The sequence below is a fragment of the Gordonia sp. NB41Y genome, from assembly GCF_030718915.1.
GTDB lineage: Bacteria > Actinomycetota > Actinomycetes > Mycobacteriales > Mycobacteriaceae > Gordonia > Gordonia desulfuricans.
In genome coordinates, this window is record NZ_CP132196.1 from 3603432 (window position 1) to 3628879 (window position 25448).

22 protein-coding genes are annotated in these 25448 nt (G+C 67.8%); 19 read left to right on the forward strand and 3 right to left on the reverse strand.

Annotation, left to right across the window (positions count from 1 at the left end):
• Positions 1 to 16: 16 nt before the first annotated feature.
• The 10 genes from Q9K23_RS15555 to Q9K23_RS15600 all read left to right on the forward strand — a co-directional run bounded on the left by Q9K23_RS15555 (position 17) and on the right by Q9K23_RS15600 (position 11503).
• The gene (locus tag Q9K23_RS15555; RefSeq protein ID WP_020792570.1) at positions 17 to 1231 is read left to right on the forward strand and encodes an acyl-CoA dehydrogenase family protein; all 1215 of its coding nucleotides are present in this window, start codon (positions 17 to 19) and stop codon (positions 1229 to 1231) included.
• 4 nt (positions 1232 to 1235) lie between these two features.
• Positions 1236 to 3188 carry an AMP-binding protein gene (locus tag Q9K23_RS15560; protein ID WP_053777335.1) on the forward strand — a complete coding sequence of 651 codons (1953 nt, stop codon included), beginning with the start codon at positions 1236 to 1238 and terminating at the stop codon, positions 3186 to 3188.
• A gap of 9 nt (positions 3189 to 3197) precedes the next feature.
• Positions 3198 to 4274, forward strand: coding sequence for an acyl-CoA dehydrogenase family protein (locus Q9K23_RS15565; protein ID WP_053777334.1), 1077 nt, complete (start codon positions 3198 to 3200; stop codon positions 4272 to 4274).
• Between the two features lie 63 nt (positions 4275 to 4337).
• Positions 4338 to 5504 (forward strand): acyl-CoA dehydrogenase family protein, encoded by a 1167-nt coding sequence (locus tag Q9K23_RS15570; protein WP_020793923.1) that lies wholly within the window; start codon positions 4338 to 4340, stop codon positions 5502 to 5504.
• The gene (locus Q9K23_RS15575; protein WP_053777333.1) at positions 5504 to 6289 is read left to right on the forward strand and encodes an SDR family NAD(P)-dependent oxidoreductase; all 786 of its coding nucleotides are present in this window, start codon (positions 5504 to 5506) and stop codon (positions 6287 to 6289) included. The genes Q9K23_RS15570 and Q9K23_RS15575 overlap by 1 nt, the downstream gene beginning before the upstream one ends.
• 1 nt (position 6290) lies before the next feature.
• Positions 6291 to 7490 carry a thiolase family protein gene (locus tag Q9K23_RS15580; RefSeq protein WP_053777332.1) on the forward strand — a complete coding sequence of 400 codons (1200 nt, stop codon included), beginning with the start codon at positions 6291 to 6293 and terminating at the stop codon, positions 7488 to 7490.
• A complete protein-coding gene (locus Q9K23_RS15585) occupies positions 7490 to 8719 on the forward strand; it encodes an acetyl-CoA hydrolase/transferase C-terminal domain-containing protein (protein WP_053777331.1) in 1230 nt (409 codons plus the stop codon). Before Q9K23_RS15580 ends, Q9K23_RS15585 begins: the two co-directional genes overlap by 1 nt.
• A gap of 61 nt (positions 8720 to 8780) precedes the next feature.
• Positions 8781 to 9539 (forward strand): SDR family NAD(P)-dependent oxidoreductase, encoded by a 759-nt coding sequence (locus tag Q9K23_RS15590; protein WP_020789840.1) that lies wholly within the window; start codon positions 8781 to 8783, stop codon positions 9537 to 9539.
• A gap of 47 nt (positions 9540 to 9586) precedes the next feature.
• The gene (menB, locus tag Q9K23_RS15595) at positions 9587 to 10429 is read left to right on the forward strand and encodes a 1,4-dihydroxy-2-naphthoyl-CoA synthase (protein WP_020789846.1); all 843 of its coding nucleotides are present in this window, start codon (positions 9587 to 9589) and stop codon (positions 10427 to 10429) included.
• A gap of 24 nt (positions 10430 to 10453) precedes the next feature.
• Positions 10454 to 11503: an LLM class flavin-dependent oxidoreductase gene (locus Q9K23_RS15600; protein WP_020789842.1), complete on the forward strand. Its 1050-nt coding sequence runs from the start codon at positions 10454 to 10456 to the stop codon at positions 11501 to 11503.
• 1051 nt (positions 11504 to 12554) lie between these two features.
• On the opposite strand, the gene Q9K23_RS15605 is transcribed toward Q9K23_RS15600, so the two are convergent.
• Positions 12555 to 13316 (reverse strand): FadR/GntR family transcriptional regulator, encoded by a 762-nt coding sequence (locus tag Q9K23_RS15605; protein ID WP_082365882.1) that lies wholly within the window; start codon positions 13314 to 13316, stop codon positions 12555 to 12557.
• Positions 13317 to 13561: 245 nt separating this feature from the next.
• Between Q9K23_RS15605 and Q9K23_RS15610 the strand changes: the two genes are divergently transcribed.
• The 3 genes from Q9K23_RS15610 to Q9K23_RS15620 are packed head-to-tail and all read left to right on the forward strand — an operon-like array spanning position 13562 to position 16512.
• The gene (locus Q9K23_RS15610; protein WP_020792121.1) at positions 13562 to 14884 is read left to right on the forward strand and encodes a cytochrome P450; all 1323 of its coding nucleotides are present in this window, start codon (positions 13562 to 13564) and stop codon (positions 14882 to 14884) included.
• A 43-nt stretch (positions 14885 to 14927) separates the two neighbouring features.
• Positions 14928 to 15245, forward strand: coding sequence for a 2Fe-2S iron-sulfur cluster-binding protein (locus tag Q9K23_RS15615; RefSeq protein ID WP_020792120.1), 318 nt, complete (start codon positions 14928 to 14930; stop codon positions 15243 to 15245).
• A 16-nt stretch (positions 15246 to 15261) separates the two neighbouring features.
• Positions 15262 to 16512 (forward strand): FAD-dependent oxidoreductase, encoded by a 1251-nt coding sequence (locus Q9K23_RS15620; RefSeq protein WP_053777329.1) that lies wholly within the window; start codon positions 15262 to 15264, stop codon positions 16510 to 16512.
• Positions 16513 to 16551: 39 nt separating this feature from the next.
• Here Q9K23_RS15620 and Q9K23_RS15625 read toward each other — a convergent pair whose 3' ends face one another.
• Both Q9K23_RS15625 and Q9K23_RS15630 read right to left on the reverse strand, forming a co-directional pair.
• Entirely contained in the window at positions 16552 to 17643 is a 1092-nt protein-coding gene (locus tag Q9K23_RS15625; protein WP_152972743.1) for a helix-turn-helix transcriptional regulator, read from the reverse strand.
• Positions 17640 to 18809 carry a LuxR C-terminal-related transcriptional regulator gene (locus Q9K23_RS15630; protein WP_305950194.1) on the reverse strand — a complete coding sequence of 390 codons (1170 nt, stop codon included), beginning with the start codon at positions 18807 to 18809 and terminating at the stop codon, positions 17640 to 17642. The genes Q9K23_RS15625 and Q9K23_RS15630 overlap by 4 nt, the downstream gene beginning before the upstream one ends.
• A gap of 261 nt (positions 18810 to 19070) precedes the next feature.
• Here Q9K23_RS15630 and Q9K23_RS15635 point away from each other — a divergent pair, with 261 nt between their 5' ends.
• The 6 genes from Q9K23_RS15635 to Q9K23_RS15660 all read left to right on the forward strand — a co-directional run bounded on the left by Q9K23_RS15635 (position 19071) and on the right by Q9K23_RS15660 (position 25429).
• Positions 19071 to 20174: an NAD(P)-dependent alcohol dehydrogenase gene (locus Q9K23_RS15635; RefSeq protein ID WP_053777327.1), complete on the forward strand. Its 1104-nt coding sequence runs from the start codon at positions 19071 to 19073 to the stop codon at positions 20172 to 20174.
• Between the two features lie 38 nt (positions 20175 to 20212).
• Positions 20213 to 21664 carry an aldehyde dehydrogenase gene (locus tag Q9K23_RS15640; RefSeq protein WP_053777326.1) on the forward strand — a complete coding sequence of 484 codons (1452 nt, stop codon included), beginning with the start codon at positions 20213 to 20215 and terminating at the stop codon, positions 21662 to 21664.
• 228 nt (positions 21665 to 21892) lie between these two features.
• A complete protein-coding gene (locus Q9K23_RS15645; protein WP_053777348.1) occupies positions 21893 to 22675 on the forward strand; it encodes an enoyl-CoA hydratase-related protein in 783 nt (260 codons plus the stop codon).
• 43 nt (positions 22676 to 22718) lie between these two features.
• The gene (locus Q9K23_RS15650) at positions 22719 to 23528 is read left to right on the forward strand and encodes an enoyl-CoA hydratase-related protein (protein WP_053777325.1); all 810 of its coding nucleotides are present in this window, start codon (positions 22719 to 22721) and stop codon (positions 23526 to 23528) included.
• Between the two features lie 40 nt (positions 23529 to 23568).
• A complete protein-coding gene (locus Q9K23_RS15655; RefSeq protein WP_053777324.1) occupies positions 23569 to 24381 on the forward strand; it encodes an enoyl-CoA hydratase-related protein in 813 nt (270 codons plus the stop codon).
• Between the two features lie 4 nt (positions 24382 to 24385).
• Positions 24386 to 25429 (forward strand): phosphotransferase family protein, encoded by a 1044-nt coding sequence (locus tag Q9K23_RS15660; protein WP_020792594.1) that lies wholly within the window; start codon positions 24386 to 24388, stop codon positions 25427 to 25429.
• Positions 25430 to 25448 lie beyond the last annotated feature (19 nt).

Consider the following 25448-nt stretch of genomic DNA (forward strand, 5'->3'; position numbering starts at 1 on the left):
TGAACTGGAGGTTCGAATGGATCTGAGCGATTCGCCTGACGAGGCACGGTTCCGGGATCGGGTCCGCGGCTGGCTGACCGACACACTGCCCACGCTGCCGTGGCCCGAACCGGCGCGGCTCGAGGCCAAACGCGAGTTCTGGTCGGTGTGGCAGCGAATGCTGTTCGACGCCGGGTTCGCCGGCCTGTCCTGGCCCCAGGAGTTCGGCGGGGCCGGTGCCGATGCCAAGACCAAGGCCATCTTCAACGAGGAGATGGACCGGGCCGGGGCGCCGGACCGCCTGAACATCATCGGCGAGGACTTCGCCGGGCCGACCATCGTCGCCTTCGGCAACGACGAGCAGAAACAGCGGTACCTGCAGCCGATCCTCACCGGCGACGAGATCTGGTGTCAGCTGTTCTCCGAGCCCGAGTCGGGATCGGACCTGGCGTCCCTGCGGACCAAGGCCACCAAGGTCGACGGCGGCTGGTCGATCCAGGGACAGAAGATCTGGACCTCACGCGCCCAGATCGCCGACAACGCGATCCTGCTCGCCCGCACCGGTGGCGGCGACCGGCACAAGGGCATCAGTTACTTCCTGCTGCCGATGGACACACCGGGCATCACCGTCCGGCCGCTCGAACACATGCTGGGCGAGGCCGAGTTCAACGAGGTCTTCCTCGACGACGTCTTCGTGCCCGATTCGGCGCTGGTCGGCGAGGTCGACGGCGGCTGGAAGGTCGCCATGGGCACGCTCGCCTTCGAGCGGGTGGGTATCGCCACCGGCCGCGTCAACACCACGCGCGCCGTCGCCGACCTGGTCGAGCAGATCGGCCGCTCCACCGACGACGACGGTGCGCCGCTCGCGGGGCAACCGGCGATCCGGCAGCGCATCGCCGATCTCTACGGCCGTGCACTGACCCACTACCTCATCGGTCAGCGGGTGATCACCGGAGCCGCATCGGGACAACCGCCGGGTCCGGTCACCTCGATCGGCAAGCTCTACTTCTGTCCGCTCGTCGAGGACATCGCCGACTTCGGTCTCGAACTCTCCGACTTCGGTGGACAGTTCGGCCTCGCCGACGCGCCGGAAACGGGCGAGCGCGCCGTCGACGCCGGGGACCCCGACCAGCAGCGGTGGCTACGGCTGGCCTACCAGGCCCGCGGCACCGCGATCGCCGGCGGTTCGACCTACATCCAACGCAACATCGCTGCCGAGCGCGTGCTCGGCATGCCCCGAGGCCGAGAGTGATGCGATGAGTACCTACGTGTGGAATCCGACCGCCGACCACCTCGCGAACGCCAACGTGCTGCGCCTGGGCCGCAGGCACGGAATCGACTCGATCGGCGAGCTGCGTCGTCGATCGACCGAGGACGTGGCCTGGTACTGGGACGCCGCGATCACCGATCTGGGTATCCCGTTCGCGACCCCGTACGAGCAGGTCCTCGACACGAGCGCGGGCGTGGAGTTCCCCGAGTGGTTCGTCGGCGGGACGTTCAACGCCGTCGACGCGTGCATCACGCGCTGGCTCGACGACGGTGCCGACCGCCAGGCGATCATCCATGAGGCCGAGGACGGTACGGTCCGCACCCTCACCTACCGCGAACTGGCCGATCAGGTCGGCCGGGTGGCCGCAGGGCTGGTCGACCTGGGGATCACCGAGGGAGACGCCGTCGGGATCTACCTGCCGATGATCCCGGAGGCCGTGGTCGCGTGCTACGCCGCGGCCGGGATCGGTGCGGTCCTCGTCCCGCTGTTCTCCGGGTTCGCCGCTCCGGCAATCGCTTCCCGGCTCGCCGATGCCGACGTCAAGGCGGTCGTGGTGGCCGACGGCACCGTTCGCCGGGGCCGCACCGTCGACATGATCGGCGAACTCGCCAAGGCCCTCGACCGCACGCCGTCGGTGACCTCGGTCATCACCATCGACAACGTCGGCAGCCCAACAGATCTCGACGGTCTCGATGCGACCGTCACGCGCTGGGACACACTGATCTCCGACGATCGCGTCCCCTACACGTTCCGTCCGTTCCCGGCGATGCAGACGCTGATGCTCGGATACACCTCCGGCACCACGGGAAAACCCAAGGGGGCGGTGCACACCCATGCCGGGTTCACCGTCAAGGTAGCCACCGAGGTCGCGTACTCGTTCGATGTGAAACCGGGGGAGACCTTCTGCTGGATCACCGACATGGGCTGGGTGATGGGGCCGTTGGCGGCCTTCGGCACGCACGCCAACGGGGCCACGCTGGTGCTCTACGAGGGATCGCCCGACGTCCCCGACGCCTGTCGGCTCTGGGATCTGGTGCAGCGACACCGGATCACCATGCTCGGTGTCTCACCGACCCTGATCCGGGCGCTCAAGGCGACACCGCTCGACGAGATCGCCGCATACGATCTCGATTCGGTCCACGTCCTCGGGTCGACGGGGGAGCCGTGGGATCCGGACTCCTATGACTGGCTGGCGCGTGACGTCTTCGGCGGAGCCGTCCCGGTGATCAACTTCTCCGGCGGTACCGAGGTGGGCGGATCGTTCCTCGCCCCCTATCCGGTGGAACCGATCCCGAGCTGCTCGCTGGGCGGACCCTCGCTCGGCATGGATGTCGACGTCGTCGACGACGAGGGGAAGTCGTTGCGCGGCAGCATCGGTGAGCTGGTGTGCCGCCAACCCTGGCCGGCGATGACGCGGGGCGTGTGGGGTGACCGTGAGCGTTACCTCGAGTCCTACTGGTCGACCTTCCCCGGCATGTGGTGCCACGGCGACTTCGCCCTCGTCGACGACGACGGACAGTGGTACATCCTGGGCCGCTCGGACGATGTCATGAACGTCGCAGGCAAACGGCTCGCACCGGCCGAGGTGGAGTCGGTGCTCACCACCCATCCGGCGGTCGCCGAGGCCGCTGCGGTCGGTGTGCCCGACCCGAAGAAGGGCGAGACGGTCTGGGCCTTCTGGGTTCCCCGTCCCGGCGCCGACACCACCGGTGTGTCCGAGCAGCTGCGTCGTCTGGTGGCCGACGGTGTCGGAAAGCCGTTCGCGCCGGCCAAGGTGTGGACGGTCGACGCGCTCCCGAAGACCCGCTCGGCCAAGATCCTGCGTCGCGCGGTCCGTGCGGCCGCCATCGGCTCCGATCCCGGTGATCTGTCGAGTGCGGAGAACCCCGAGGCGGTCGACGCCATCCGAGTTGTCGTGCACGGCGCGAACGCGAGCTGAGGAGAAACCATGCATTGGGAACTGTCCGACGAACAGGAGATGTTCGCGTCCTCGCTGCGGGAGTGGATCACGGCGAAGTTCCCCACCGAGACGGTGCGGGAACTCCAGGGCTCGTCGTCGAGCCCCTTCACCGATGCGCTGATCGGCGAGGGCTGGTGGGGGGTGGGATACCCCGAACAGGCCGGCGGCCAGGGCGGTGGCGTCCTCGAACTGGCCTTGGCCGCACGAGAGTTCGGTAGGGCCGCGGTACCCGATTCGGGGTGGTTCGCCGCGGCGATCGTGGCGCCGTTGCTCACCGATGCCGACCTGACGGCGCTGGTCGAGGGGCAGCGACGCGCGGTGCTCGCGACCCGGGCGGATCGGCCGCCGGTGACCGGGCCCGATGCGATCGACGCCGGGACCGCCGGCGACACGCTGAGCCTCGTCGTGCCCCATGTGCTCGGTGCGGCCGAGGCCGAGGTGTTCGTCGTCCCCGTCCGCGGCCCGGACGGGCCCGCGCTCGCGCAGGTGGCCGCGGCCGACGCGGTGATCACCGCCGACGATCTGCTCGATCGCTCCCGGTCGACGGCGACCGTCGAGTTCCGTGACGCACCCGTCGCGGGTCTGGTCCCGGTGGATGCGGAGTCCCTGGCGGCCTCGGCCCTGCGCGCGCCGGTGCTCGTCGCCGCCGATGCCCTCGGCGCCGCCGAACGCATGCTCGATCTCGCCGTCGGCTACAGCAAACAGCGTAAACAGTTCGGGCAGTTGATCGGTGGCTTCCAGGCGGTCAAACACGCCTGTGCGCAGATGCTGGTGACGGTGGAGGCGTCGTACTCGAGTGCGCTGTACGCCGCGGCCGCCGTGGACGCCGCACTCGCCGATGCCCCGACGATCGCCGCGGTCGCCAAGGCCCAGGTGACCAGGTCGGTCGCCGATCTCGCCGACACCGCGCTCACCGTGCACGGGGCCATCGGTTACACGTGGGAGCACGACCTGCACCTGTTCTACAAGCGGGCCAAGCTCGACCGCACGCTGTTCGGCACCCCCGCGGCGTGGAACGAGCGCATCGCGGTGGCCCTGCTCGGCCCCGTAAACAGTCCCAGCTGACCCCTTGCGTTATTTGGTCAGTCCATTGATATAGTTGTCTGACCGGAGAGATGGAGAACCGACGTGGATTTCGCACTGACAGAGGACCAGATCACGATCCGTGATGCGGTCGCCGAACTGGCCGCCAAGTTCGACGACCAGTACTGGCAGGAGAAGGACGAAAAGCACGAGTTCCCGCGGGAGTTCTACGATGCCTTCGCCGCCGGCGGTTGGCTCGGCATCACCACGCCGGAGGAGTACGGCGGCCACGGCTACGGCATCACCGAGGCCTCCATCCTGCTCGAACAGGTCGCCGCATCCGGTGCCGGGATGAACGGCGCGAGCTCGATGCACCTGTCGATCTTCGGCATGCACCCGGTGATCGTGCACGGCAGCGAGGAACTCAAGCAGCGCACACTCCCGCGGATCGTCAACGGTGACCTGCACGTGTGCTTCGGCGTCACCGAGCCCGGCGCCGGCCTCGACACCACCAAGATCACCACCTTCGCCAAGCGCGAGGGCGACAAGTACATCGTCAACGGGCGCAAGGTGTGGATCTCCAAGGCCGTCGAGTCGGAGAAGATCCTGCTGCTCACGCGCACACAGAAATTCGACGAGTCGCCGCGCAAGACCGACGGTATGACGCTGTTCCTCACCGACCTCGACCGCAGCAAGGTCGACATCCGGCCGATCAAGAAGATGGGCCGCAACGCGGTCACCTCCAACGAACTGTTCATCGACGGACTCGAGATCCCGGTGGAGGACCGCGTCGGCGAAGAGGGCAAGGGCTTCACCTACATCCTCGACGGGCTCAACCCGGAGCGGTGCCTGGTGGCGGCCGAGGCCCTCGGGATCGGCCGGGCCGCCATGCGTGCGGCAGTGCGGTACGGCAACGACCGCGAGGTCTTCGGCCGGGCCATCGGCAAGAACCAGGGAATCCAGTTCCCGCTCGCCGATTCCCTCGCCCGCCTCGATGCCGCCGAACTCATGCTGCGCAAGGCCACCTGGCTCTACGACAACGGTCAGCCCTGCGGCCGTGAGGCCAACACCGCCAAATACCTGTGCGCCGACGCCGGTTTCGAGGCCGCCGACCGCGCCCTGCAGACCCACGGCGGCATGGGCTACTCGGAGGAGTACAACGTGGCCCGCTATTTCCGCGAGGCCCGACTGACCCGTATCGCACCGATCAGTCAGGAGATGATCCTGAACTACCTCGGCTCACACGTCCTCGGCCTACCCAGGAGCTACTGATGACCGACAACTCTTCCCTTCCCGACGGCATCGCGGTCTTCGGCCTCACCGGCCGCACCGCGATGGTCACCGGTGCCGGCGGCGGCGTCGGTGCCGCGGTCGCCGAGGCATTCGCCGCGGCCGGAGCCCGTGTGCTCGTCACCGACATCAACAAGGACGCCGCAGCCGCGGTCGCCGAGCGCATCATCGCGAAAGGCGGAGTGGCCGAGGCGTTCGCGCTGGACGTGTGCGACGCCGACAACGCCCGGGACGCGGCCGCAGCGGCCGCCCGGCTCGGCGACGGCACCGTGCACATCCTGGTCAACAACGCCGGCGTGATCAAGCCCGCGATGTTCCCCAAGATGGACGAGGCGAAGTTCCGTGCGGTGCTCGACACCCATCTGATGGGCACCTACCACTGCAGCCATGCGGTACTCGACCACCTGCCCGACGACGGCACCGGCCGCATCATCAACGTCACCTCGGCGGCCGGCCTCACCGGCACCATCGGACAGGCCAACTACGGCGCCGCCAAGGCCGCGATCGTCGGATTCACCAAGTCGCTGGCCCGGGAGCTGGCCCGGCAGTCGGTGACGGTCAACGCGATCGCCCCGCTCGCCGCGACCGCGATGACCGAGAACATCCGCAGCAACGAGAAGCTCGCGGAGAAGACCTTGGCTCGGATTCCACTGGGGCGCTGGGCATATCCGGACGAGATCGCCCCGTCGTTCGTGTTCCTCGCATCCGGGGCCGCAGGCTACATCACCGGCCAGGTGCTGCCGGTCGACGGCGGGACGGTGATCTGAGATGGCGTCACGAGTGTCGGGTCCGTTCACCCAGGCGGGCCGCGAGGTCGTCATCGCCGAGGCCGTCCGCACCCCGATCGGCCGGTCACATCCCGAGAAGGGGTGGTTCCGCGACGTCCACCCCAATGCGATGCTGGCCGCCTGCTATCAGGATCTGGTGGCGCGCACCGGGATCGACCCCGCCGTCGTCGAAGACCTGGTGATCGGCTGCACGGCACCGTTCGGCGAGCAGTCCCGCAACATCGGCCGTAACGCCTGGTTGCAGGCAGGATTCCCGGCCGAGGTCCCGGCCACCACCCTGGACCGCCGCTGCGGGTCGGCACAGACCTCGGTGAACTTCGCTGCGGCACTAGTCTCCTCGGGTGTCCACGACATCGTGATCGCCGGCGGCGTCGAGCACATGGGTCATGTGCCGATGAACTCGCCGGCCAAGATCAGCGAACTCTACGGCGAGCCGTGGCCCGCGGAACTGCGTGAACGCTACGACTTCGTCACCCAGGGCGAGAGCGCCGAGCTCATCGCCGACCGCTGGGGCATCTCGCGCACCGAGATGGACGAATTCGCCGTCCGGTCGCATGCCCTGGCCACCGCCGCCATCGAGGCCGGCCGGTTCGCCGACGAGATGGTCCGGATGGAACTCGACGGCGAGATCCGCCTGAGTGACCAGACCGTGCGTCCCGGAACAACACTCGAGACGCTGGGCAAGCTCAAGCCGGTGTTCCGGCCGGAGGACGGCCGGATCACCGCAGGCACCTCGAGCCCGATCTGCGACAGTGCCGCCGCGGTGCTGCTGTGCACCCGGGAGGCCGCCGAGCGGTACGGACTGCGAATCCGTGCGCGGATCGCCGACCAGACGACCGTCGGCGTCGACCCGATCATCATGCTGACCGGTCCGATCCCCGCGACCCAGAAGATCCTGGAACGGAACCGACTGGGCATCGACGACATCGACCTGTTCGAGGTGAACGAGGCGTTCAGCTCGGTGGTACTCGCCTGGCAGCGCGAGCTCAAGCCGGACGAGGACAGGGTCAACGTCAACGGCGGTGCCATCGCGCTCGGACATGCGGTGGGCGCGACGGGTTCACGCCTGATCGCGAGCATCCTGTCCGAGATGGAACGGCGTGATGGTCACCTCGGATTCGTCACCATGTGCTGCGGCGGAGGCCTCGGTACCGGCACCCTGATCGAACGGGTCGAGTGATGGTGGACTTCGGTGGGCTGCTGAAGCCGGGTATGGGGGTGTGGTGGAGTCAGGCGGCCGCCGAACCCCGCCCGCTCGTCGACGAACTCCTCGCCCAGGCACCCGCCGTCGGTCCCCTGCGCCTGTTCACCGGACTGAGTTGGAACGATCAGCTCGCACAGTCGATCTCACCGGCCGACACGATGGTGTCCTACGGCGGTCTCGGTGCCCTGCGCGCATTGGGCAAGACCGATCAGCTCGAAGTGGTCCCGTGCCACTACTCGGCGTTGCCGAGGATGTTCGCCGAGCACCGGCTGCCCAGCGACGCCGGGTTGCTCGCGGTGTCGCCGCCCGACCGGGACGGCATGTGTTCGCTCGGGATCGGCGTCGACTACATGGCCGATGCCATCGAGCACACGTCGTTGCTGTTCGCCGAGGTCAATCGGCAGATGCCGGCGCTGCCCGGCTCGCCGCGGATTCCGTTGCGCCGGTTCGCCGCCACCATCGAGACCGATCGGTCGCTGCAGGAGGAGACGACCCGCCCGCCGGCCGACATCGATCGGGCGATCGCCGGGCACATCGCCGAGCTCGTCGACGACGGCGACACCCTGCAGGTGGGCATCGGTTCCATGGGCGCGGCCGTGCTCGACGCATTGTCGGGACACCGCGACCTCGGCTTCCACGCCGGGATGATCACCGACGACGTCATGCACCTCATCGACAAGGGGGTGGTCACCGGCCGGCGCAAGCAGGTCGACGTGGGGTTGTGTGTCGCGGGCACCGCACTCGGTTCCGCCGACCTCTACAGCCGGGTCGCCGACCTGCCCGTCGTCTTCCGCCCGACCAGCTACACCCATGCGCCGCAGGTGCTCTCGCAGTTGAGTTCGCTGGTTGCGGTCAACTTCGCGATCGAGGTGGACCTCACCGGACAGGTGGGCGCCGAGGTCAGCCGCGGTACCTACCTGGGTGCCGTCGGCGGCCAGGTCGACTTCGCGCGGGCGGCCGCGCTCACCGGGAAACGGTCGATCATCGCCCTGCGATCCACCATGCGCGGGGCGTCGTCGATCAAGTTCGCCCTCGACGAGGGGGTCGTCACCACCGCGCGTGCCGACGTCGACTGTGTGGTCACCGAACACGGCATCGCACACCTGCGCGGACAGCCGCTGGCCGAGCGGCGTCGGCGTCTGATCGCCGTCGCGGCACCCGAATTCCGTGACGAACTGGCCGGCGCCGCGCGCGCCGCATCCTGAAAACACACAGGGCATCCTGAAAAACACTGGGCAACAGCAGAACATCGAAAGGAACCATCTCATGAGCAATCGAGTCGCACTGGTCACCGGCGGAGCACAGGGAATCGGCGAGGGCATCTCCCGCAAACTCGGCGAGGCCGGCTTCCGGGTCGCCGTCGCCGACCTGAATCTCGAAGCCGCACAACAGACCGCCAAGGAGATCGTGGCCGCGGGCGGCCAGGCCATCGCCGTGCCGATCGACGTCACCGACACCGCATCGGTCAAGGCCGCCGTCGAGCAGATCACCGCAGAACTCGGCCCCGTCGAGATCGCGGTCAACAATGCCGGGTGGGACGACTTCATGAAGTTCCTCGACACCACCGAGGAGTTCTGGGACAAGATCCTCGACATCAACTTCAAGGGTGCACTCCGGGTCAACCACACCGTGGTGCCCGGGATGATCGAGCGCGGCTTCGGGCGCGTCATCAACATCGGCTCCGACGCCGGCCGCGTCGGATCGTCCCTGGAGGCCGTGTACTCCGGCGCCAAGGGCGGGATCATCGCATTCACCAAGACCCTTGCACGCGAGGTCGCCACGAAGGGCGTCACCGTCAACACCGTGTGCCCCGGCCCCACCGACACCCCCGCGCTGCGGAAGTTCGCGAACAACTCCGGCCAGGACGCCGACAAGGTGCTCGGCGGTATGACCCGCGCGGTGCCCATGAAGCGTCTGGCCGATCCGTCCGACATCGCCGCCGCCGTGGCCTTCTTCGCCTCCGACGAGACCGGATACATCACCGGTCAGACGCTGTCGGTCAGCGGCGGCCTGACGATGGCCTGAGCGGTATCGAGTCCAGCGGTATCGAGCCACGATCCGAGGAGAGAACTGTGTCCGACACCGCCGTGGAGTGGTCGACGGTCCGTCGCTACGACGACGTCGACTACTCCCGTACCGACGACGGGATCGCCAAGATCACCATCTGCCGGCCGGAGGTGCACAACGCCTTTCGCCCGCAGACCCTGATGGAGATCTCCGACGCCCTGACCCTGGCGCGCGAGGATCCGTCCATCGGCGTGATCATCCTGACCGGGGAAGGGGACAATGCGTTCTGCTCGGGCGGTGACCAGCGGGTCCGTGGCGACACCGGCTACCTGACCAATCCCGACGATCCCCAGGCCGTCGGCCGCTTCCACGTCACCGATCTGCAGGTGCAGATCCGGCGTCTCCCGAAGCCGGTGGTGGCGATGGTCGCCGGATATGCGATCGGCGGCGGGCACGTCCTGCAGATCGTGTGCGATCTGACCATCGCCGCCGACAACGCCCGGCTCGGACAGGTCGGGCCGCGGGTCGGTTCCTTCGACGGGGGCTTCGGCGCCGGACTGCTGGCGAATCTGGTGGGACAGCGCAAGGCCAAGGAGATCTGGTTCCTGTGCCGCCAGTACACCGCGGAGCAGGCGCTCGAGATGGGTCTGGTGAACACCGTCGTACCGCTGGCCGATCTGGAGGCCGAGACGGTCGGATGGTGTCGCGAGATGCTGGCCCTGTCGCCGCTCGCGCTGCGTCTGATGAAGGCGAGCTTCCACGCGGCCGAGGACGGCCTGGCGGGTATCCAGCAGCTCGCGCACGACACCAACCTGCTGTTCTACTCCACCGACGAGGCCAAGGAAGGCCGGGAGGCGTTCAAGGCCAAGCGCACTCCCGAGTTCGACCGATTCGCGCGACGCGCGTGAGCGGGATTCGAGAGGATCACTGACATGACGACATTCGGGGTCAACGCATTCGGCGTCGGAACCGGCCGCGACCGGTTCACCACCATGGTGGAGCTCGCCCGCGAGGCCGAGGAGATCGGTTGCGCGGCAGTGTGGACGAGCGAGCTCTACAGTCGCTCGGCGACCGTACCGATGGCGATGCTCGCCGCAGGGACCGAGACCATCTCGATCGGCACCAACATCGCCTACGGTGTGGGCCGCAGCCCGCTCATGTGGGCGGCGGAGGCCCGTGACCTCGACGAGTTGTCCGGTGGGCGGATCATTCTCGGTATCGGTAACGGGACACCCAAGATGATGGAGGCCTGGCACGGGGTGAGTGGGGAGGCCCCGGCCGAGCGGATGGCCGAGTTGCTCACCGTGCTCAAGAAGCTGTGGCGGCTGCACGAGGGGCCGGTCCACCACGACGGCCGGTTCTATCACGTGCATCTGTCTCCGACATCCGATGTCCCCGAACCCGTCCGGCCGGAGATCCCGATCTGGATCGCCGGTGTCAACAAACTGATGTTGCGGACCGCCGGACAGCATGCCGACGGACTGGTCGGACACCCCATGTACACCGCCGACTATGTGCGCGGTCCGGTCGCCGAGGAGGTGGCCCGTGGTGCCGCGGAATCCGGGCGTGATCCGTCGGAGATCACCATCATGGGAATTCGTATGTGCGCCATCGACGACGACGTCGACACCGCCCGCCGTCAGGCGGCCTACGCCATCGGCCAGTACGCGGCGTCACGGGTGTACGACCGGCTGTTCGCCATCCACGGATGGAGCGCCGAGCAGGAACGCATCCGCCAGGCCGCACGTGATCGCGATACCGACGGCGTCATCGCCGCGGTGACCGACGACATGATCGACACCATCGCCATCGCCTGTACCCCAGAAGAATTCCCCGATGCGCTGGCCCGCATTCCCGACGGATTCGACCATCTCGATCTCATCGCACCCCCGTGGGGTCTGACCGACGAACAGACCCGCGCCATCAACACCCGCATCCTCGCGGGTCTCCGCCGACACCTGAACGTGCCGGCGCAGATCTGAACTCACTATCCTCGGGTCTGCTCAATCATCAATGAGCGGTTGGTGGTTGAGCCGTTGAGGAGCGGAGCGACGAGGCGTGTCGAAACCTCAGACGGTCGTCGTCGACGGCGTGACCACCTCTGGGGTGGTCACCATCCGACGTAGGCTGCGGGGATTTCGACTCGGGTCCTCGCTTCGCTCGGTCCCGGCTCAATCATCAACGAGCGGTTGGTGGTTGAGCCGATGAGGAGCGGAGCGACGAGGCGTGTCGAAACCTCAGACGGCCGACGTCGGAACGCAACCACTTCAGAGGTGGTCACCTCCCAGCGCATGCTGCGGGGATTTCGACTCGGGTCCTCGCTTCGCTCGGTCCCGGCTCAATCATCAAATTGTGGTCCCTGCTCAATCATCGAGTGTTGCACGGTGGTTGAGCCGATGAGGAGCGTAGCGACGAGGCGTGTCGAAACCTCAGGCGGCCGACGTCGCCGACGTGGCCACCTCGGGGGTGGTCGCCTCCCAGCGTATGCTGCGGGGATTTCGACTCGGGTCCTCGCTTCGCTCGGTCCCGGCTCAATCATCAAATTGTGGTCCCTGCTCAATCATCGAGTGTTGCACGGTGGTTGAGCCGATGAGGAGCGTAGCGACGAGGCGTGTCGAAACCTCAGGCGGTCGACGTCGCCGACGTGGCCACCTCGGGGGTGGTCGCCTCCCAGCGTATGCTGCGGGGATTTCGACTCGGGTCCTCGCTTCGCTCGGTCCCGGCTCAATCATCAAATTGTGGTCCCTGCTCAATCATCGAGTGTTGCACGGTGGTTGAGCCGATGAGGAGCGTAGCGACGAGGCGTGTCGAAACCTCAGACGGTCGACGTCGCCGACGTGACCACCTCTGGGGTGGTCACCATCCAGCGTATGCTGCGGGGATTTCGACTCGGGTCCTCGCTTCGCTCGGTCCCGGCTCAATCATCAAATAGGGGTTCCGGATCGATCATCGCCGGGGAGTCTCGCTCAATCATCAAATAGGGGTCCCGGATCGATCACCGGGTGCTGCAGGGTGGTTCGGCCCGGGCTGCTCCTACTTACGGATCTCGATCTCGGTGCGTTCTTCCACCTGGACGACCGCCTCGGCGTAGCCGTGCACGTGCTTGGTCATCCGTCGGGTTGCGGCAGCCGAGTCGCCGGCCTTGATGGCGTCGGTGATGGTCTTGTGCGCCTTGTACGTGGTCTTGCGGACCTCGTCGTCGACGAACGCCTTGTTCTCGGTGGAGCTGTAGATGGCGTTCGACAGCGCTGTCATGAAACCGGTGAGCAGTTCGTTGTGACTGGCGACGGCGACGCCGATATGCCAGTCGACGTTGGCCTGCAGGAACGCCTCGAGTGAGATGTCGAGGTCGTTGATCGTCTTGTTGGCGTTCTCCAGGACGGCGATGTCCTCGTCCTGGCGGTACTTCGCGGCCAGTCCTGCGCACGCAGGCTCGATGGCCTCACGGGTCTCGAGGAGATCGATGAGACGAAGCTGCTGGCCCCGGATCAGGAGGTTGACCGACGTCGCGACGGAGTCTCCGCCGGGCTGCTGGACGAACGCCCCACCCGAGCGGCCGGTCTTGATGGTCACCAGGCCCTGCACCTCGAGGATGCGCAATGCCTCACGGACCGTGGTGCGGCTCATCCGGGTCTGGGTGACCAGCTCGCGTTCCGGCGGCAGCGCCGTACCCGAGGGGAACTCGCCCCGGAGGATGCGTTCGCGCAGGTCATTGGCGAGGACGTCGGATGCCTTCGGTACCTGCATGGGCTGCAGTTGGACCGGGTGTCGTGCGACTGCGCTCGACTCGGGCATGAACAACCTGCTTTCTCCTGCATATGGTCTTACCTAATTTACCAGCACCCATGCGGGCGAGGCGAGATGGCAGCAGATCGTGTCTGTCGGATCACCCGTCGAGTCCGTCGGCCACCCCGATCGGGGGATGGGTGAGGGGATAAAGGGGGGAACTTCGCCGCTGGATCTGCCGCAAGCGGGTGTGACCTTCCTAACGTCGAGGCAGTCCGTCGGATCACCACTCCGACATCGACGGAAGGAAGACGATGACCACATTCGCGACGCCGACCCGCACCCAGGTCCCCGACGAGATCGCCCGCCGAATCGTGCTGCCGGAGGGACACAGTGACAACGCAGCACTCTACGAGGCCTATCGATGGCTGCGGGAGAACGCACCGCTGGCCAAGGTGAGCGTCGACGGCTACGACGACCTCTGGCTGGTCACCAAGCACGCAGACCTGATGGAGATCGAACGTCAGCCCCAGATCTTCAGTGCCGGTGGCGGCGAGGAGAAGGGCACGCACAACCCGATGTGCGCGAATCAGGCCGGTGATGCCTTCACCAAGCAGCTGACCGGTGGCTCCCTGCGAATCCTCGATGCCCTGCCGTACCTCGACCCGCCGGAGCACAGCACGGTCAAGGACGTCGCCTTCGACTGGTTCCGGCCGGCGAACCTCAAGAAGTGGGAAGACCGGATCCGCGTCATCGCCAAGGATGCGGTGAGCCGATTGGCCGATGGGCCAAGGGATCTGGATGCGGTGCAGGACTTTGCGGTGTTCTTTCCGCTGCACGTGATCATGACGCTGTTCGGGGTCCCCGAAGAGGACGAGCCGCGCATGATGGGCCTGACCCAGGAACTGTTCGGCACCGCCGACCCGGATGCCGCACGCGATGATGTCGAGCACCAGTCCGCGGATGCCGCAGCCCAGCAGTGGGCGGCGGCCATCGCCGACTTCTACGCCTACTTCGACACGCTGGTCGAGGATCGCCGCGCGAACCCGAAGGAAGATCTGGCCACCTTGATCGCCGTGGCGCGGCAGGAGGACGGCGAGTACTTCCCGAAGACCTTCGCCTACGGATGGTTCGTCGCCATCGCCACCGCCGGGCACGACACCACCGCGAGCACCATCGCGGGCATGTTCGAGCAGTTCGCGTTGCATCCGGAACTGCTCGAGTCGGTTCGCACCGACCTCTCCCTGATCCCCAACCTGATCAACGAGGCACTCCGAATCGTCTCTCCGGTGAAGCAGTTCACTCGTATGGCGGTCGCCGATGCCGAGGTGCGCGGACAGCGGATCGAGACAGGCGACCGGCTGATGCTGCTGTTCCAGTCGGGCAACCGCGACGCCGAGGTCTTCGACGACCCGGACACCTTCCGTCTGGATCGCCGCCCGAACAAGCAGATCGCCTTCGGATACGGGCCCCACATGTGCATCGGACAGCACCTGGCGAAGCTGGAGATGCGTGTCTTCCTCGAGGAACTGCTCCCGCGCCTGACCAAGGTCGAACTCGCCGGTGAGCCCAAGATGATCCAGACCAACTTCGTCGGCGGACTGCGCCATCTTCCGGTGCATCTGACCCTCCGATGACATTGCCATCCACCCCGAACCCAACGAACCGAAGGAGGCGCTCATGCCGATCGTGACCTATCACCTCCCGGACGGAACCGCGACCGACGTCGACGTCCAGGTGGGGCAGACCATCATGGACGGATCGACCCGCAACAACCTGCCGGGAATCGTCGCCGAATGCGGCGGCAGTTGCTCCTGCGCCACCTGCCACGTGCATGTGGACGCGACCAGCAACGGTCTCTTCGCCGAGCCCGCCGAGGAGGAGACCGAACTGCTGGAGTTCCTCGACGGCGCATGCGACCGGTCGCGCCTGTCCTGTCAGCTCGTCGTCCCCGACACCGACGAGCGGATCGAGATCCACGTCGTCGACAGCCGTTGAGCGCCGGGGGACTGCGATGACCACCGACTCGATCGTCATCATCGGCGGCGGGCATGCCGGGGCCAATCTCGTTGCGCTGCTGCGCCAAGAGGGATTCACCGGTGATGTGGTGCTGCTCGGCGACGAATCCCATCAGCCCTATCATCGGCCCCCGTTGTCGAAGAAGTTCATGAGCAGCGGTGTGCGGCAGGACCTACGCCCCGACGACTTCTACGACGAGATGAAGATCGACCTGCGCCTGGACACCGTCGTCACCGAGATCGCACCCGAGAGAAGGGAAGTGATCACCGAATCCGGCGAACGCATCGGCTACGGATCCCTGGTGATCGCCACGGGTTCGCGGCCGCGGGCGCTGCCCCTGCCCGGCGCCGACGCCGACGGTGCGCTGACACTGCGGACCCTCGACGATGCGAGGGCGTTGCAGGCCGCGGTCGAACGCGGTGGCCGACTGGTCATCATCGGCGGGGGATACATCGGCCTGGAGGTCGCCGCGGAGATGCGCAAGCACGGACTTCCGGTGACGGTCCTCGAGCGGGAGGACCGGGTGCTGGCCCGCGTGGCCGGCCGGGAGTTCTCCGAAGCGCTGACCGCCCACCACCGGCAACTCGGCACACAGATCCTCACCGGCGTCGACGTCACCCGCATCCTCGTCGGTGATGACATCGGCGGTGGGGATCATGTCGGCGGTGGGGACCGCGTTTCCGGCGTGGAACTGTCAGACGGGCAACAGATCCCGTGTGATGCCATCCTGATCGGGATCGGTGCGATACCCAACGACGAGCTGGCCGTCGCCTGCGGCATCGCCTGCGACGGCGGCATCATCGTCGACGACGACGGACGGACCAGCCTCCCGGACGTCTACGCCATCGGCGACGTGACCCGCCGGCCGGTCGGCGGCGACACGATGCGGTTCGAGAGCATCCCCAGTGCGCTCGAACAGGCGAAACATGTTGCAGCCCAGCTGTGTCGGTCGGACAAGCCGGGTGCCGAGGTCCCGTGGTTCTGGTCCGATCAGTTCGATCTGAAACTCAAGATCGCCGGGCTCGTGCACCACGGGGTCACCGCCGTGGTCCGTGGCGATCCCGGTGCCGGCAAGTTCGGGATCTTCCACCTCGACCGCGCCAACCGGGTGGTCGCTGTGGAAACAGCCAATGCCCCTGCGCTTTTCATGGCAGGTAAGCGTTTCATCGCCTCCGGGGCCGAGATGGACCCGGCCCGTCTGGGGGATGCGGACGCCGACATCCGCTCCTGCGCGGTGAGTGTGTGAACCGTCGATGAATCGGGGTTGATCGCGCCGGGTGCGCGGTCAACCCCGATCGACGTAGAGCGAGATGGCCTCGGATCTGTTCACCGCGCCGATCTTGCGCAGGATCTTCTTCACATGCGACTTCACCGTCTCGACCCCGATGAACAGCTGGTCGGCGATCTCGGCATTGGATGCGCCCGAGGCGATCAGACGCATCACCTCGGTCTCCCGGGTGGTGAGCCGCTGCTCGAGTGCCTCGTTGACCGGCAGCCGGGACAGGGTCTGCGCTCGGGGAGGCGAGACGACATCCCCGCCGATCTCGAAATCGGTGCGCGTGACCCGTACGGCATCCTCCACGATCCGCGACAGTGCCGCCCGGATGGTCTCCTGATGTCGCTGTGCCTTGTCCGACCATCGCTGCCGGGCGACGATCGCCGACACCGCAGTCTGGTACAGCGCGACGAAACCCAGGTCGAGGTCGTCGACGGGAAGCCGATCACGCCGTCCCACATGCAGGATCGCCACCGGTGCGTCCCCGGCGACGATGGTGGCGAGCGCGTACTCCTCGGCATCGAGGACCCCGGCCATCGGCGCGGCGATCCGGTCACGTGTCGCGAGCGACGGCCGAGGGTCCGCCGCCGCGAGACAGGCGGCTTCGGCGTCGTGCGGGTCGAGGTCGACGTCGAACGGCGCGACGTCCAATCGGTCGGTGCCGGCGACCGCCAGCACCGACAGCCGATCCCCGGTCACCGCGGAGAACGCCGCCACCGCGAAGCCGGTGTGCCCGACCAGCTCGGTACAGACCTGGTGGGCCAGACCGTTACCGTCTGTCGGGGAACCGAGGCGGCGAAGCGAGGCCGCCAGGGACACCGCGGTGTGCTCGCGCTGTGCCGCCAGCGCGGTGCGCAGGTCCAGCTGCAACCTCAGGGATTCGGCGACCAGGGTGGTCACCTGACTGCCGGCCGTGTCCGCCGGGTCCGTCGCCATCGCGGCCTCGGTGGACCGTGCCGCGTCCTCGAGAAGGGCCGTCGGGGACGTGGCCTCCGGTGCTGCGGGCAGCGCCAGCAGCGCCCGCAGCCGGCGGTCGGCGATCGCGAGCCGGGTCGCCAGTCGTGATGTGTTGCCCGGGGTGACCGGGTCTGTGGGGTTCACCGGGGCTGCAGGCAGGCCTGGCTGCTCAGTTGCGCGAACCGGGCGACCGCTGCGGCCCGGCTCGTCGTCCCGAGCTTCTTCGAGATCTGCTTGAGATGTGATTTGACCGTCTCCTCGGAGATGACGAGTGCAAGCGCGATCTGGGCGTTGGTGGCGCCGGTCGCCATCTGTGTGAGCACCTCCCGCTCGCGGGCGGTGAGGAAGCCGCTGTTCGGGCCGGCCGACGACTCCGTGGGCCGGGCGAACCCGGGATCGGTCAGGGTACGGTCGGTCTGGGGGCGATCGGTCAGGACGGGATCGGCTACCGGGCGGCGGTCGGGGGCCGGGGCGCCGGCGATGTCGGAGAGCTCGGCGGTGATCTCACCGAAGACCTCGTCGACCCGGGCCGAGCTGCGCCGCAGCCGTTCTTCCAGGATGGCCCGCTCGAACACCGACGACAGGCACTCGCCGAGTGCACTGAGGATCGCGAGGTCGGAGTCGCGGACACGGCTCCTGTCGTTCGGCCGGTCGGCGTGCAGGATGCCGATGACCCGGCCCCTCGACATGATGGGTGCGGCCACGTATCCGTCGCAGTGGGCCACCTCGACGATGGTCTTGAAGGTGCGGCGGTCGTCGTCGGGGCGTGAACTCATCGCCGAGGTCCGGGTACGGACGATCTCGGTCTCCAGCGGTGCCTGGGCGAGCGGGATCCGGGCGCCGTCGACGTAGGACAGGAATGCCGAGTTCTCCGGACTGTCGTCGCATTCGATGTGCAGGTGCCGCGGGATCCACACCGCGGTCGCGATGGACGAGATCATTGCGCGACCGAAGGAGAGATTCCGGCAGATGCGTTGCGGTACTTGATCGATCAGGCCGTCGGTGTCGGTCTCGATGAGATCGCCGACGATGCGCCGGACCTCGTCGGCGGCGTGGGCGGTCCGGACGGTGTCCTGGTGCAGGCGTCGCGTCTGATCCTGGTGGATGCGAAAGAGCAGGCGGCAGGCAACCATCTGCCGGTCGTCGTCCGGGTCGGCGTCGGCGAGAAACCGTTCGAGCCGGCGTCGTGTGTCGCCGAGCAGGACCGCCGGGTCACGCCGGATCTCGATGGTCCGGGAGTCCTGCAGGAACGCCAGGCTCTCGGCGACGAGCTGCCATGTCGTGTCGTCGGGCGCCGGGTGGACGGTCACGGGCGCTCCTTTCGATGAGACGTGGATCACTCCACAAACCATAGTGCACCCGATCGGCTCCGGTGTGCAAATGGTTGGACCAAGGCCGCCGGTTGCGTCCGGTCACCCTGTCGGGGGAGCGCAGGGTGGTCTTCGAGTGATCCTGCCGCAGACCCCTCGTCTGCGGCGATGCGACGTCCCTACCGTCGGCCCATGCGGAGTTGCCTTCCGGGCGCCGCGTACCGCCAGACATCACCCGTTTTCCCCAAGGAGTCAGTCCCCATGGATGTAACCGCTGTCGTCGTGCCGTCGGTCGGCGCCGAGTTCGAGCTGTCGACGGTCGACCTCGCCGACCCCGGTCCGGGTGAGGTGCGGATCAAGATCGCCGGCGTCGGACTCTGCCACACCGACCTCGCCGTCAAGGAAGGACACCTGCCGTTCCCGCTGCCGGGTGTGCTCGGTCATGAGGGCAGCGGGGTGATCGAGGCCGTCGGCCCCGGGGTCACCACGCTCGCCGTGGGCGACCGGGTCGCGGTCAGCTTCAACAGTTGCGGCGAGTGCAAGTGGTGCCGTCGGGACGAGCCGGCCAGTTGCGCAGCGTTCATGCCGTTGAACTTCGGCGGCGTACGACCGGACGGGACGTCGACGGTGAGCATCGGCGGAGCACCGGCCGGCGGCAACTTCTTCGGGCAGTCGTCGCTGGCCACCCATGCGATCGCCAACGTGCGCAACGTGGTCAGGGTCCCCGACGACGTCCCGCTGGAACTGGTCGGCCCGCTCGGCTGCGGTGTGCAGACGGGTGCGGGGGCGATCCTCAACTCCCTCGACGTCGAACCGGGTTCGAGTGTCGTGATCAGCGGTGCGGGATCGGTGGGGTTGTCGGCGGTGATGGCCGCCGCGGTCCGCAAGGCCGCCCACATCGTGGTGGTCGAGCCCAACGCGGACCGCCGCACGCTGGCGATCGAACTGGGTGCCACCGCCGCGATCGACCCCGCAGACGGTCCGGTCACCGAACAGCTGCGGGCCATCGTGCCCGACGGATTCGACTACGCCGCCGACACCACCGCACTCGTCGGGGTGATCGGAGACCTGTTCGGGGCCATGGCCATTCGCGGTGTCATCGGGCTCATCGGGGTGCCCGCGGACCCGGAGGCCACCTTCGGCCTCCCGCTGGTTCCGGCGTCGGTGCTCGGCATCAGCATCCGGGCGATCATCGAGGGCGACGCCGATCCGCAGACCTTCATCCCCCACCTGCTCGACCTGTACAAGCAGGGCGTCTTCCCCTTCGACAAGCTCATCACCACGATGCCGCTCGCCGAGGCCAACGAGGCGGTCAAGGCGCAGCTGACCGGCGAGGCCGTCAAGGTCGTCCTGCTCGCCGACTGACCGCCGGAACCCACAGCGCATCAAAGGAGAACCACATCATGAGCAGTACCACCGAACACAACGCCTTCTTCATCGGCGGGGAGTACCGGGCCCCGGCCGGGACCGGACGCATCACCGTGATCTCGCCGAACACCGAGGAGCCGATCGGGTCGGTACCCGACGGCACCGAGGCCGACATCGACGCGGCGGTGGCCGCGGCGCGGCAGGCGTTCACCGACAAGAGCGGCTGGGGCGGATGGTCCCCGGCGCAGCGGGCGGACGCGATGGAGCGACTGGCCGACGAACTCGACAAGCGGGCAGCCGATCTCGCCCAGGCGGTCAGTGCGCAGAACGGGATGCCGATCGCCATCGCCGGGCAACTCGAAGCGGTCTTCCCTCAGCTGTTGTTGCGCTACTACGCCGGTCTCGCCCGGGAGTATCCGTTCGAGGAGACCCGGCCCGGCCTCCTCGGTGGGTCCACGCTCGTCACCGCCGATCCGGTCGGTGTGGTGGGGGCGATCGTCCCGTGGAACTTCCCGCAGGCGCTCGCGGCGTTCAAGTACGCCCCGGGCCTGGCCGCCGGTGCCACCTTCGTGTTCAAGCCGTCGCCGGAGACCGTGTTCGACGCCTACATCCTGGCCGATGCCGTTGCGGCCGCGGGCATTCCCGACGGTGTGATCAACATCGTCCCCGGTGGCCGAGAGGTCGGCGCCTACCTGGTGGCCCATCCGGGTGTGGACAAGGTGGCGTTCACCGGGTCGACCGCCGCCGGCCGCACCATCTCCGAGGTCTGCGGGCGGCTCCTGCGCCCGGTGACCCTGGAACTGGGCGGGAAGTCGGCGGCGATCATCCTCGACGACGCCGACCTCGACCTGACCAGGGTCGGTGAGCAGATCTTCTCGGCGACGCTGCTCAACAACGGCCAGACGTGCTTCCTCGGCACCCGAATCCTGGCTCCGCGCAGTCGATACGACGAGGTGGTGCAGACCTTCGCGGGCCTCGCCGGATCACTGCAGGTCGGCAGTGCCCTCGAGGCCACCACCCAGATCGGGCCGATGGTCTCGGCCCGTCAGCGTGAGCGTGTGGAGTCCTACATCGCCAAGGGCAAGGGTGACGGTGCCACCGTCGCGGCCGGTGGCGGGCGCCCGCAGGCGCTCGACCGCGGGTGGTTCGTCGAGCCCACCGTGTTCGCCGGCGTCGACAACAACCATGCGATCGCCCAGGAGGAGATCTTCGGCCCGGTGCTGTCGATCATCTCCTACGACGGCGACGACGACGCGGTGGCCATCGCGAACGCCAGTGACTACGGGCTCGGTGGATCGGTGTGGACCTCCGATCACGACCACGGCGTCTCGGTGGCGCGGCGGGTGGAGACCGGCTCGATCGGGATCAATGCCTACCTGCCGGACCCGACCGCGCCGTTCGGCGGTGTCAAGTCGTCCGGTCTGGGCCGGGAACTGGGGCCGGAGGGATTGGCCGCATATCTGGTGAAGAAGTCGGTGTATCTGTGAGTCGCCGACCGTCGGGTCCCCGGCGGTAGCGGAGCGGCACTCCGGAGGTGTCGATGCGGGTGAGGAGTGCGGATGCGCACCTCGCCCGCATCGTCGTATCCCGGCGTAGCGATACAAGCTTTTGGTATGACCAAAATAATGGTTGACTATGTCTGGACCCCGACGTTAGCGTCGACGCAGGAGGCCGCACACGGCCTCGGATGCGACCGTGAGATGCAAAGGATGAACATGGCAGATCAGGCACACGAAGTGGTGACGTGGCAGTCGACCTCGCCGGGGATTCTGGCGGTCACCCTGCAACGGCCGCCGGCCAACGCCCTCGGCATCCCGCTGCTCGACGGCCTGCACCTGGCGATGGACGCCGCCGAGAAGGCCGGCGACGTCAAGGTCATGGTGATCTCGTCGGCGAACCCGGGCTTCTTCGCGGCGGGCGCCGACATCAAGCACCTCTCGTCCATCGACGCGCAGAGCTTCACCGCCTACGGGGACAAGATGCGTGAGGTCAACGACCGCCTGGCCGCCTCGCCCTGGATCTCCATCGCCGCGATCGACGGTGTGGCACTCGGCGGCGGCCTCGAACTCGCGATGGCCTGCACCCTGCGCGTGGCCGGACCGAACGGCAGGTTCGGCCTGCCCGAGGTCAAACTCGGACTGATCCCCGGTGCCGGTGGCACACAACGACTCCCGCGTCTCGTGGGTCGGGGGCGCGCCCTCGACATCATGCTGACCGCCCGCCAGGTACCCGCCGACGAGGCCTACCGGATCGGCCTGGTGGACCGGCTCACCGACGGCGACGTGGTGGCCGCGGCGAACGAGTTCGCCGACCAGCTCGTCGGTCCGTCACTGCCCGCCCAGCTGTCGGTGGTGCGGACCGTCGACGCCGCCTTCGACCTGCCGCTCGAGCAGGGCGCCCGATACGAGGTCGAGCAGATCCAGGCGCTGTTCGAGGACGGCGAGGCCGCCGAGGGCATCCGGGCGTTCGTGGACAAGCGCAAGCCGCAGTTCCGCTGACCCGATCACATACCGATTCGCCGTCCTGACAAGGAGTCCGAGGATGAAGACACTCGACCGCACTTTCGAGACCCTCCGCGCCGAGGAGGTCAAGCCGGGCATCGTGCTCGTCACACTGAACCGGCCCGACCGGTACAACGCGATGACCAACACGATGTTCGTGGAACTCGAACAGCTCGCGTGGGGGCTCGGCGACGAGGACGACCTGCGCGTGGTGATCCTCACCGGTGCGGGCAAGGCGTTCTGTTCCGGCTACGACCTCGCCGATGCCGACGACCTGCCCCACCTCGGGGCGCTGGGCATGCTCGACCAGCAGGAGCGTGCCGCACGTGCGCTGTCGGCGATCCGCTCGGTGCGGGTCCCGGTGATCGCCGCGGTCAACGGTGCCGCCGCGGGCGGTGGTTTCTCCCTGGCCCTGGCCGCCGACATCCGGATCGGCAGCGCGCAGGCCAAGTTCAACGCGGCCTTCGTCCGGATCGGACTGTCCGCCGGTGATCTCGGCACGTCCTGGTTGCTCACCCGGCTGATCGGGCCGGCCAAGACCAGCGAGATCTGTTTCACCGGCCGCGTCGTCGCCGCCGAGGAGGCCGCCGATCTCGGGCTGGTCAACTGGATCAGCGAGGACGACGTCGTCGCCGACGCGCTGGGGCTCGCCGAACAGATCGTGGCCAATTCGCCGGGCGGGGTGCAGCTGTCCAAGCGTGCGCTGCAGGCCAACCTCGAGGTCGGCTCGTATGCCGCCGCACTCGAACTGGAGAACCGCGGACAGGCCCTGCTCACCCGCAGTGCCGACATGCCGGAGGCGCTGGCCGCGTTCAAGGAGAAGCGCCCGCCGGTCTTCCAGGGCAACTGACGCACACCACACTCCACCCATCCCAGCAGAGCAGGCGCAGATGACCATCGACTTCCCCTCACTCGACACCCTCTCCTTCACCGAGGCCGAACCCGGTATCGGCATCCTGCGGATGAACCGCCCGCAGCGGATGAACTCGCAGACCGTCGCGATGTTCCACGAGTACCTCGCGGCGGGTCGCGCCCTGCGGGACAGCGGACTCCGCGCCCTGATCGTCACCGGTGCCGGCGAGCGCGCGTTCTGCGCCGGATTCGACCTCGACGAGATCTCGGTGATCACCGAGATGGGGGTCCGCGAGTTCCTGAAATTCCAGGAGACCGCGACCGGCGGCATCCAGGCGATCCGCCACCTGCCGTTCCCGGTGATCGCCGCCATCCACGGTCCGGCCACCGGCGGTGGTTTCGCCCTCGCGCTGGCCGCCGACATCCGGCTCGCCGCGCCCACGGCGAAGCTCAGCGCCGCGTTCGTCAAGGTGGGGCTGTCGATGGGCGAGTTGGGCACGTCCTACAACCTCGCCCGCCTGGTGGGCCCGGCACGTGCCGCCGAGATCGGTTTCACCGCACGCATCGTCGAGGCGGCGGAGGCCCTGCGGATCGGCCTGGTCAACCAGGTGATCCCCACCGAGGACCTGCTCGACGAGGCGCTGGCCATGGCGCGCCTGATCGCCCAGAACTCTCCCGGCGGGGTCCGGATGTCGAAGCGGGCGATCCAGCGCAACACCGAGATCGGCTCGTACGAGGCGGCGCTGGAGCTGGAGAACCGCGGGCAGGCGCTGCTCACCCGCACCGACGACATGCCCGAGGCATTGGCGGCGTTCAAGCAGAAGCGCGCGCCCGAGTTCACGGGGCGATGACGAGATGAGCTGGGACTGGAGCGAGACCGATCTCGCGCGGCTTCAGGAATTCCTCTCCGAGCGGGGAATCCTGAACGGCCCCATCACGACCCGCCGGATCGGTGACGGGCATTCGAACCTCACCTTCCTGGTGTCCGGCGGGGATTGCCGTGTCGTCGTGCGCCGCCCGCCGCCCCCGCCGATTCCGCCCGGCGCCAACGACATGCTGCGCGAGGCGCGCGTGATGTCGGCGTTGAGCGCCACCGCCGTCCCGGTGCCGGAGGTCCTCGCCGTCGCCGAGGAGGGCGAGGTGCTCGACGTCCCGCTCTACGTCATGGGTTTCGCGCCGGGGCCGGTCGTCACCACCTCGACGCCGGCACCGCTGGACACGCCCGAACACCGTCGGGAGACGGCCCACGATCTCGTCGACACACTCATCGCACTGCACGATGTCGACTGGCGTGCAGTCGGTTTGGGCGACCTCGGCCGTCCGGAGGGCTTCAATGCGCGGCACGTGGCACGCATGCGCCGACTCGTCGCCGACGAGAACGGGAATGCGCCCACGGAGTTCGCCGACATCGATGCATGGCTGTTGGCCAATACGCCACCCGAGTCGGATGCGACGTTGATCCACTGCGACTTCCGGATCGGCAACGTCGTCCTGGAACCCGGCGCACCGGGACGCATCGCCGCCGTGCTCGACTGGGAACTGTGCACGCTCGGTGACCCGCTGCTCGACATCGGCTACTTCCTCGCCACCGTCCCCGAGGCCGGCCACACGCCCAACCCCACCGCCGAACTGGGAACCGCGATGCTCGAGGACGGCTATCCGACGCGTGCCGAGCTCCGCGACCGCTACGCGCAGCGCAGCGGACGCGATCTCACACATCTCTCGTGGTACACCACGCTGGCGTTGTGGAAACTGGCGGTGCTCTACGAGTACAGCCGCCGACGTGTCGACGACGGGATCGGCGATCCCTACTATGCCGACCCCGCCCTGGTCACCGCCTTCCTCGCCGACGCACGGCGCGAGGCCGGACTCCCCACACCCGTCGTGGCCGACGCCTGACCCATCGATCGCCCACAAC

Excerpts from the sequence above, each read along its gene's own strand:
- Q9K23_RS15655 (WP_053777324.1), top strand. The coding sequence starts at position 23,569 with ATGACCATCGACTTCCCCTCACTCGACACCCTCTCCTTCACCGAGGCC.
- Q9K23_RS15560 (WP_053777335.1), top strand. The coding sequence starts at position 1,236 with ATGAGTACCTACGTGTGGAATCCGACCGCCGACCACCTCGCGAACGCC.
- Q9K23_RS15660 (WP_020792594.1), top strand. The coding sequence starts at position 24,386 with ATGAGCTGGGACTGGAGCGAGACCGATCTCGCGCGGCTTCAGGAATTC.
- Q9K23_RS15605 (WP_082365882.1), bottom strand. The coding sequence starts at position 13,316 with ATGCCCGAGTCGAGCGCAGTCGCACGACACCCGGTCCAACTGCAGCCC.
- Q9K23_RS15590 (WP_020789840.1), top strand. The coding sequence starts at position 8,781 with ATGAGCAATCGAGTCGCACTGGTCACCGGCGGAGCACAGGGAATCGGC.
- Q9K23_RS15620 (WP_053777329.1), top strand. The coding sequence starts at position 15,262 with ATGACCACCGACTCGATCGTCATCATCGGCGGCGGGCATGCCGGGGCC.
- Q9K23_RS15640 (WP_053777326.1), top strand. The coding sequence starts at position 20,213 with ATGAGCAGTACCACCGAACACAACGCCTTCTTCATCGGCGGGGAGTAC.
- Q9K23_RS15600 (WP_020789842.1), top strand. The coding sequence starts at position 10,454 with ATGACGACATTCGGGGTCAACGCATTCGGCGTCGGAACCGGCCGCGAC.
- Q9K23_RS15585 (WP_053777331.1), top strand. The coding sequence starts at position 7,490 with ATGGTGGACTTCGGTGGGCTGCTGAAGCCGGGTATGGGGGTGTGGTGG.
- Q9K23_RS15610 (WP_020792121.1), top strand. The coding sequence starts at position 13,562 with ATGACCACATTCGCGACGCCGACCCGCACCCAGGTCCCCGACGAGATC.
- Q9K23_RS15565 (WP_053777334.1), top strand. The coding sequence starts at position 3,198 with ATGCATTGGGAACTGTCCGACGAACAGGAGATGTTCGCGTCCTCGCTG.
- Q9K23_RS15580 (WP_053777332.1), top strand. The coding sequence starts at position 6,291 with ATGGCGTCACGAGTGTCGGGTCCGTTCACCCAGGCGGGCCGCGAGGTC.
- Q9K23_RS15635 (WP_053777327.1), top strand. The coding sequence starts at position 19,071 with ATGGATGTAACCGCTGTCGTCGTGCCGTCGGTCGGCGCCGAGTTCGAG.
- Q9K23_RS15575 (WP_053777333.1), top strand. The coding sequence starts at position 5,504 with ATGACCGACAACTCTTCCCTTCCCGACGGCATCGCGGTCTTCGGCCTC.
- Q9K23_RS15650 (WP_053777325.1), top strand. The coding sequence starts at position 22,719 with ATGAAGACACTCGACCGCACTTTCGAGACCCTCCGCGCCGAGGAGGTC.
- Q9K23_RS15555 (WP_020792570.1), top strand. The coding sequence starts at position 17 with ATGGATCTGAGCGATTCGCCTGACGAGGCACGGTTCCGGGATCGGGTC.
- Q9K23_RS15615 (WP_020792120.1), top strand. The coding sequence starts at position 14,928 with ATGCCGATCGTGACCTATCACCTCCCGGACGGAACCGCGACCGACGTC.
- Q9K23_RS15645 (WP_053777348.1), top strand. The coding sequence starts at position 21,893 with ATGGCAGATCAGGCACACGAAGTGGTGACGTGGCAGTCGACCTCGCCG.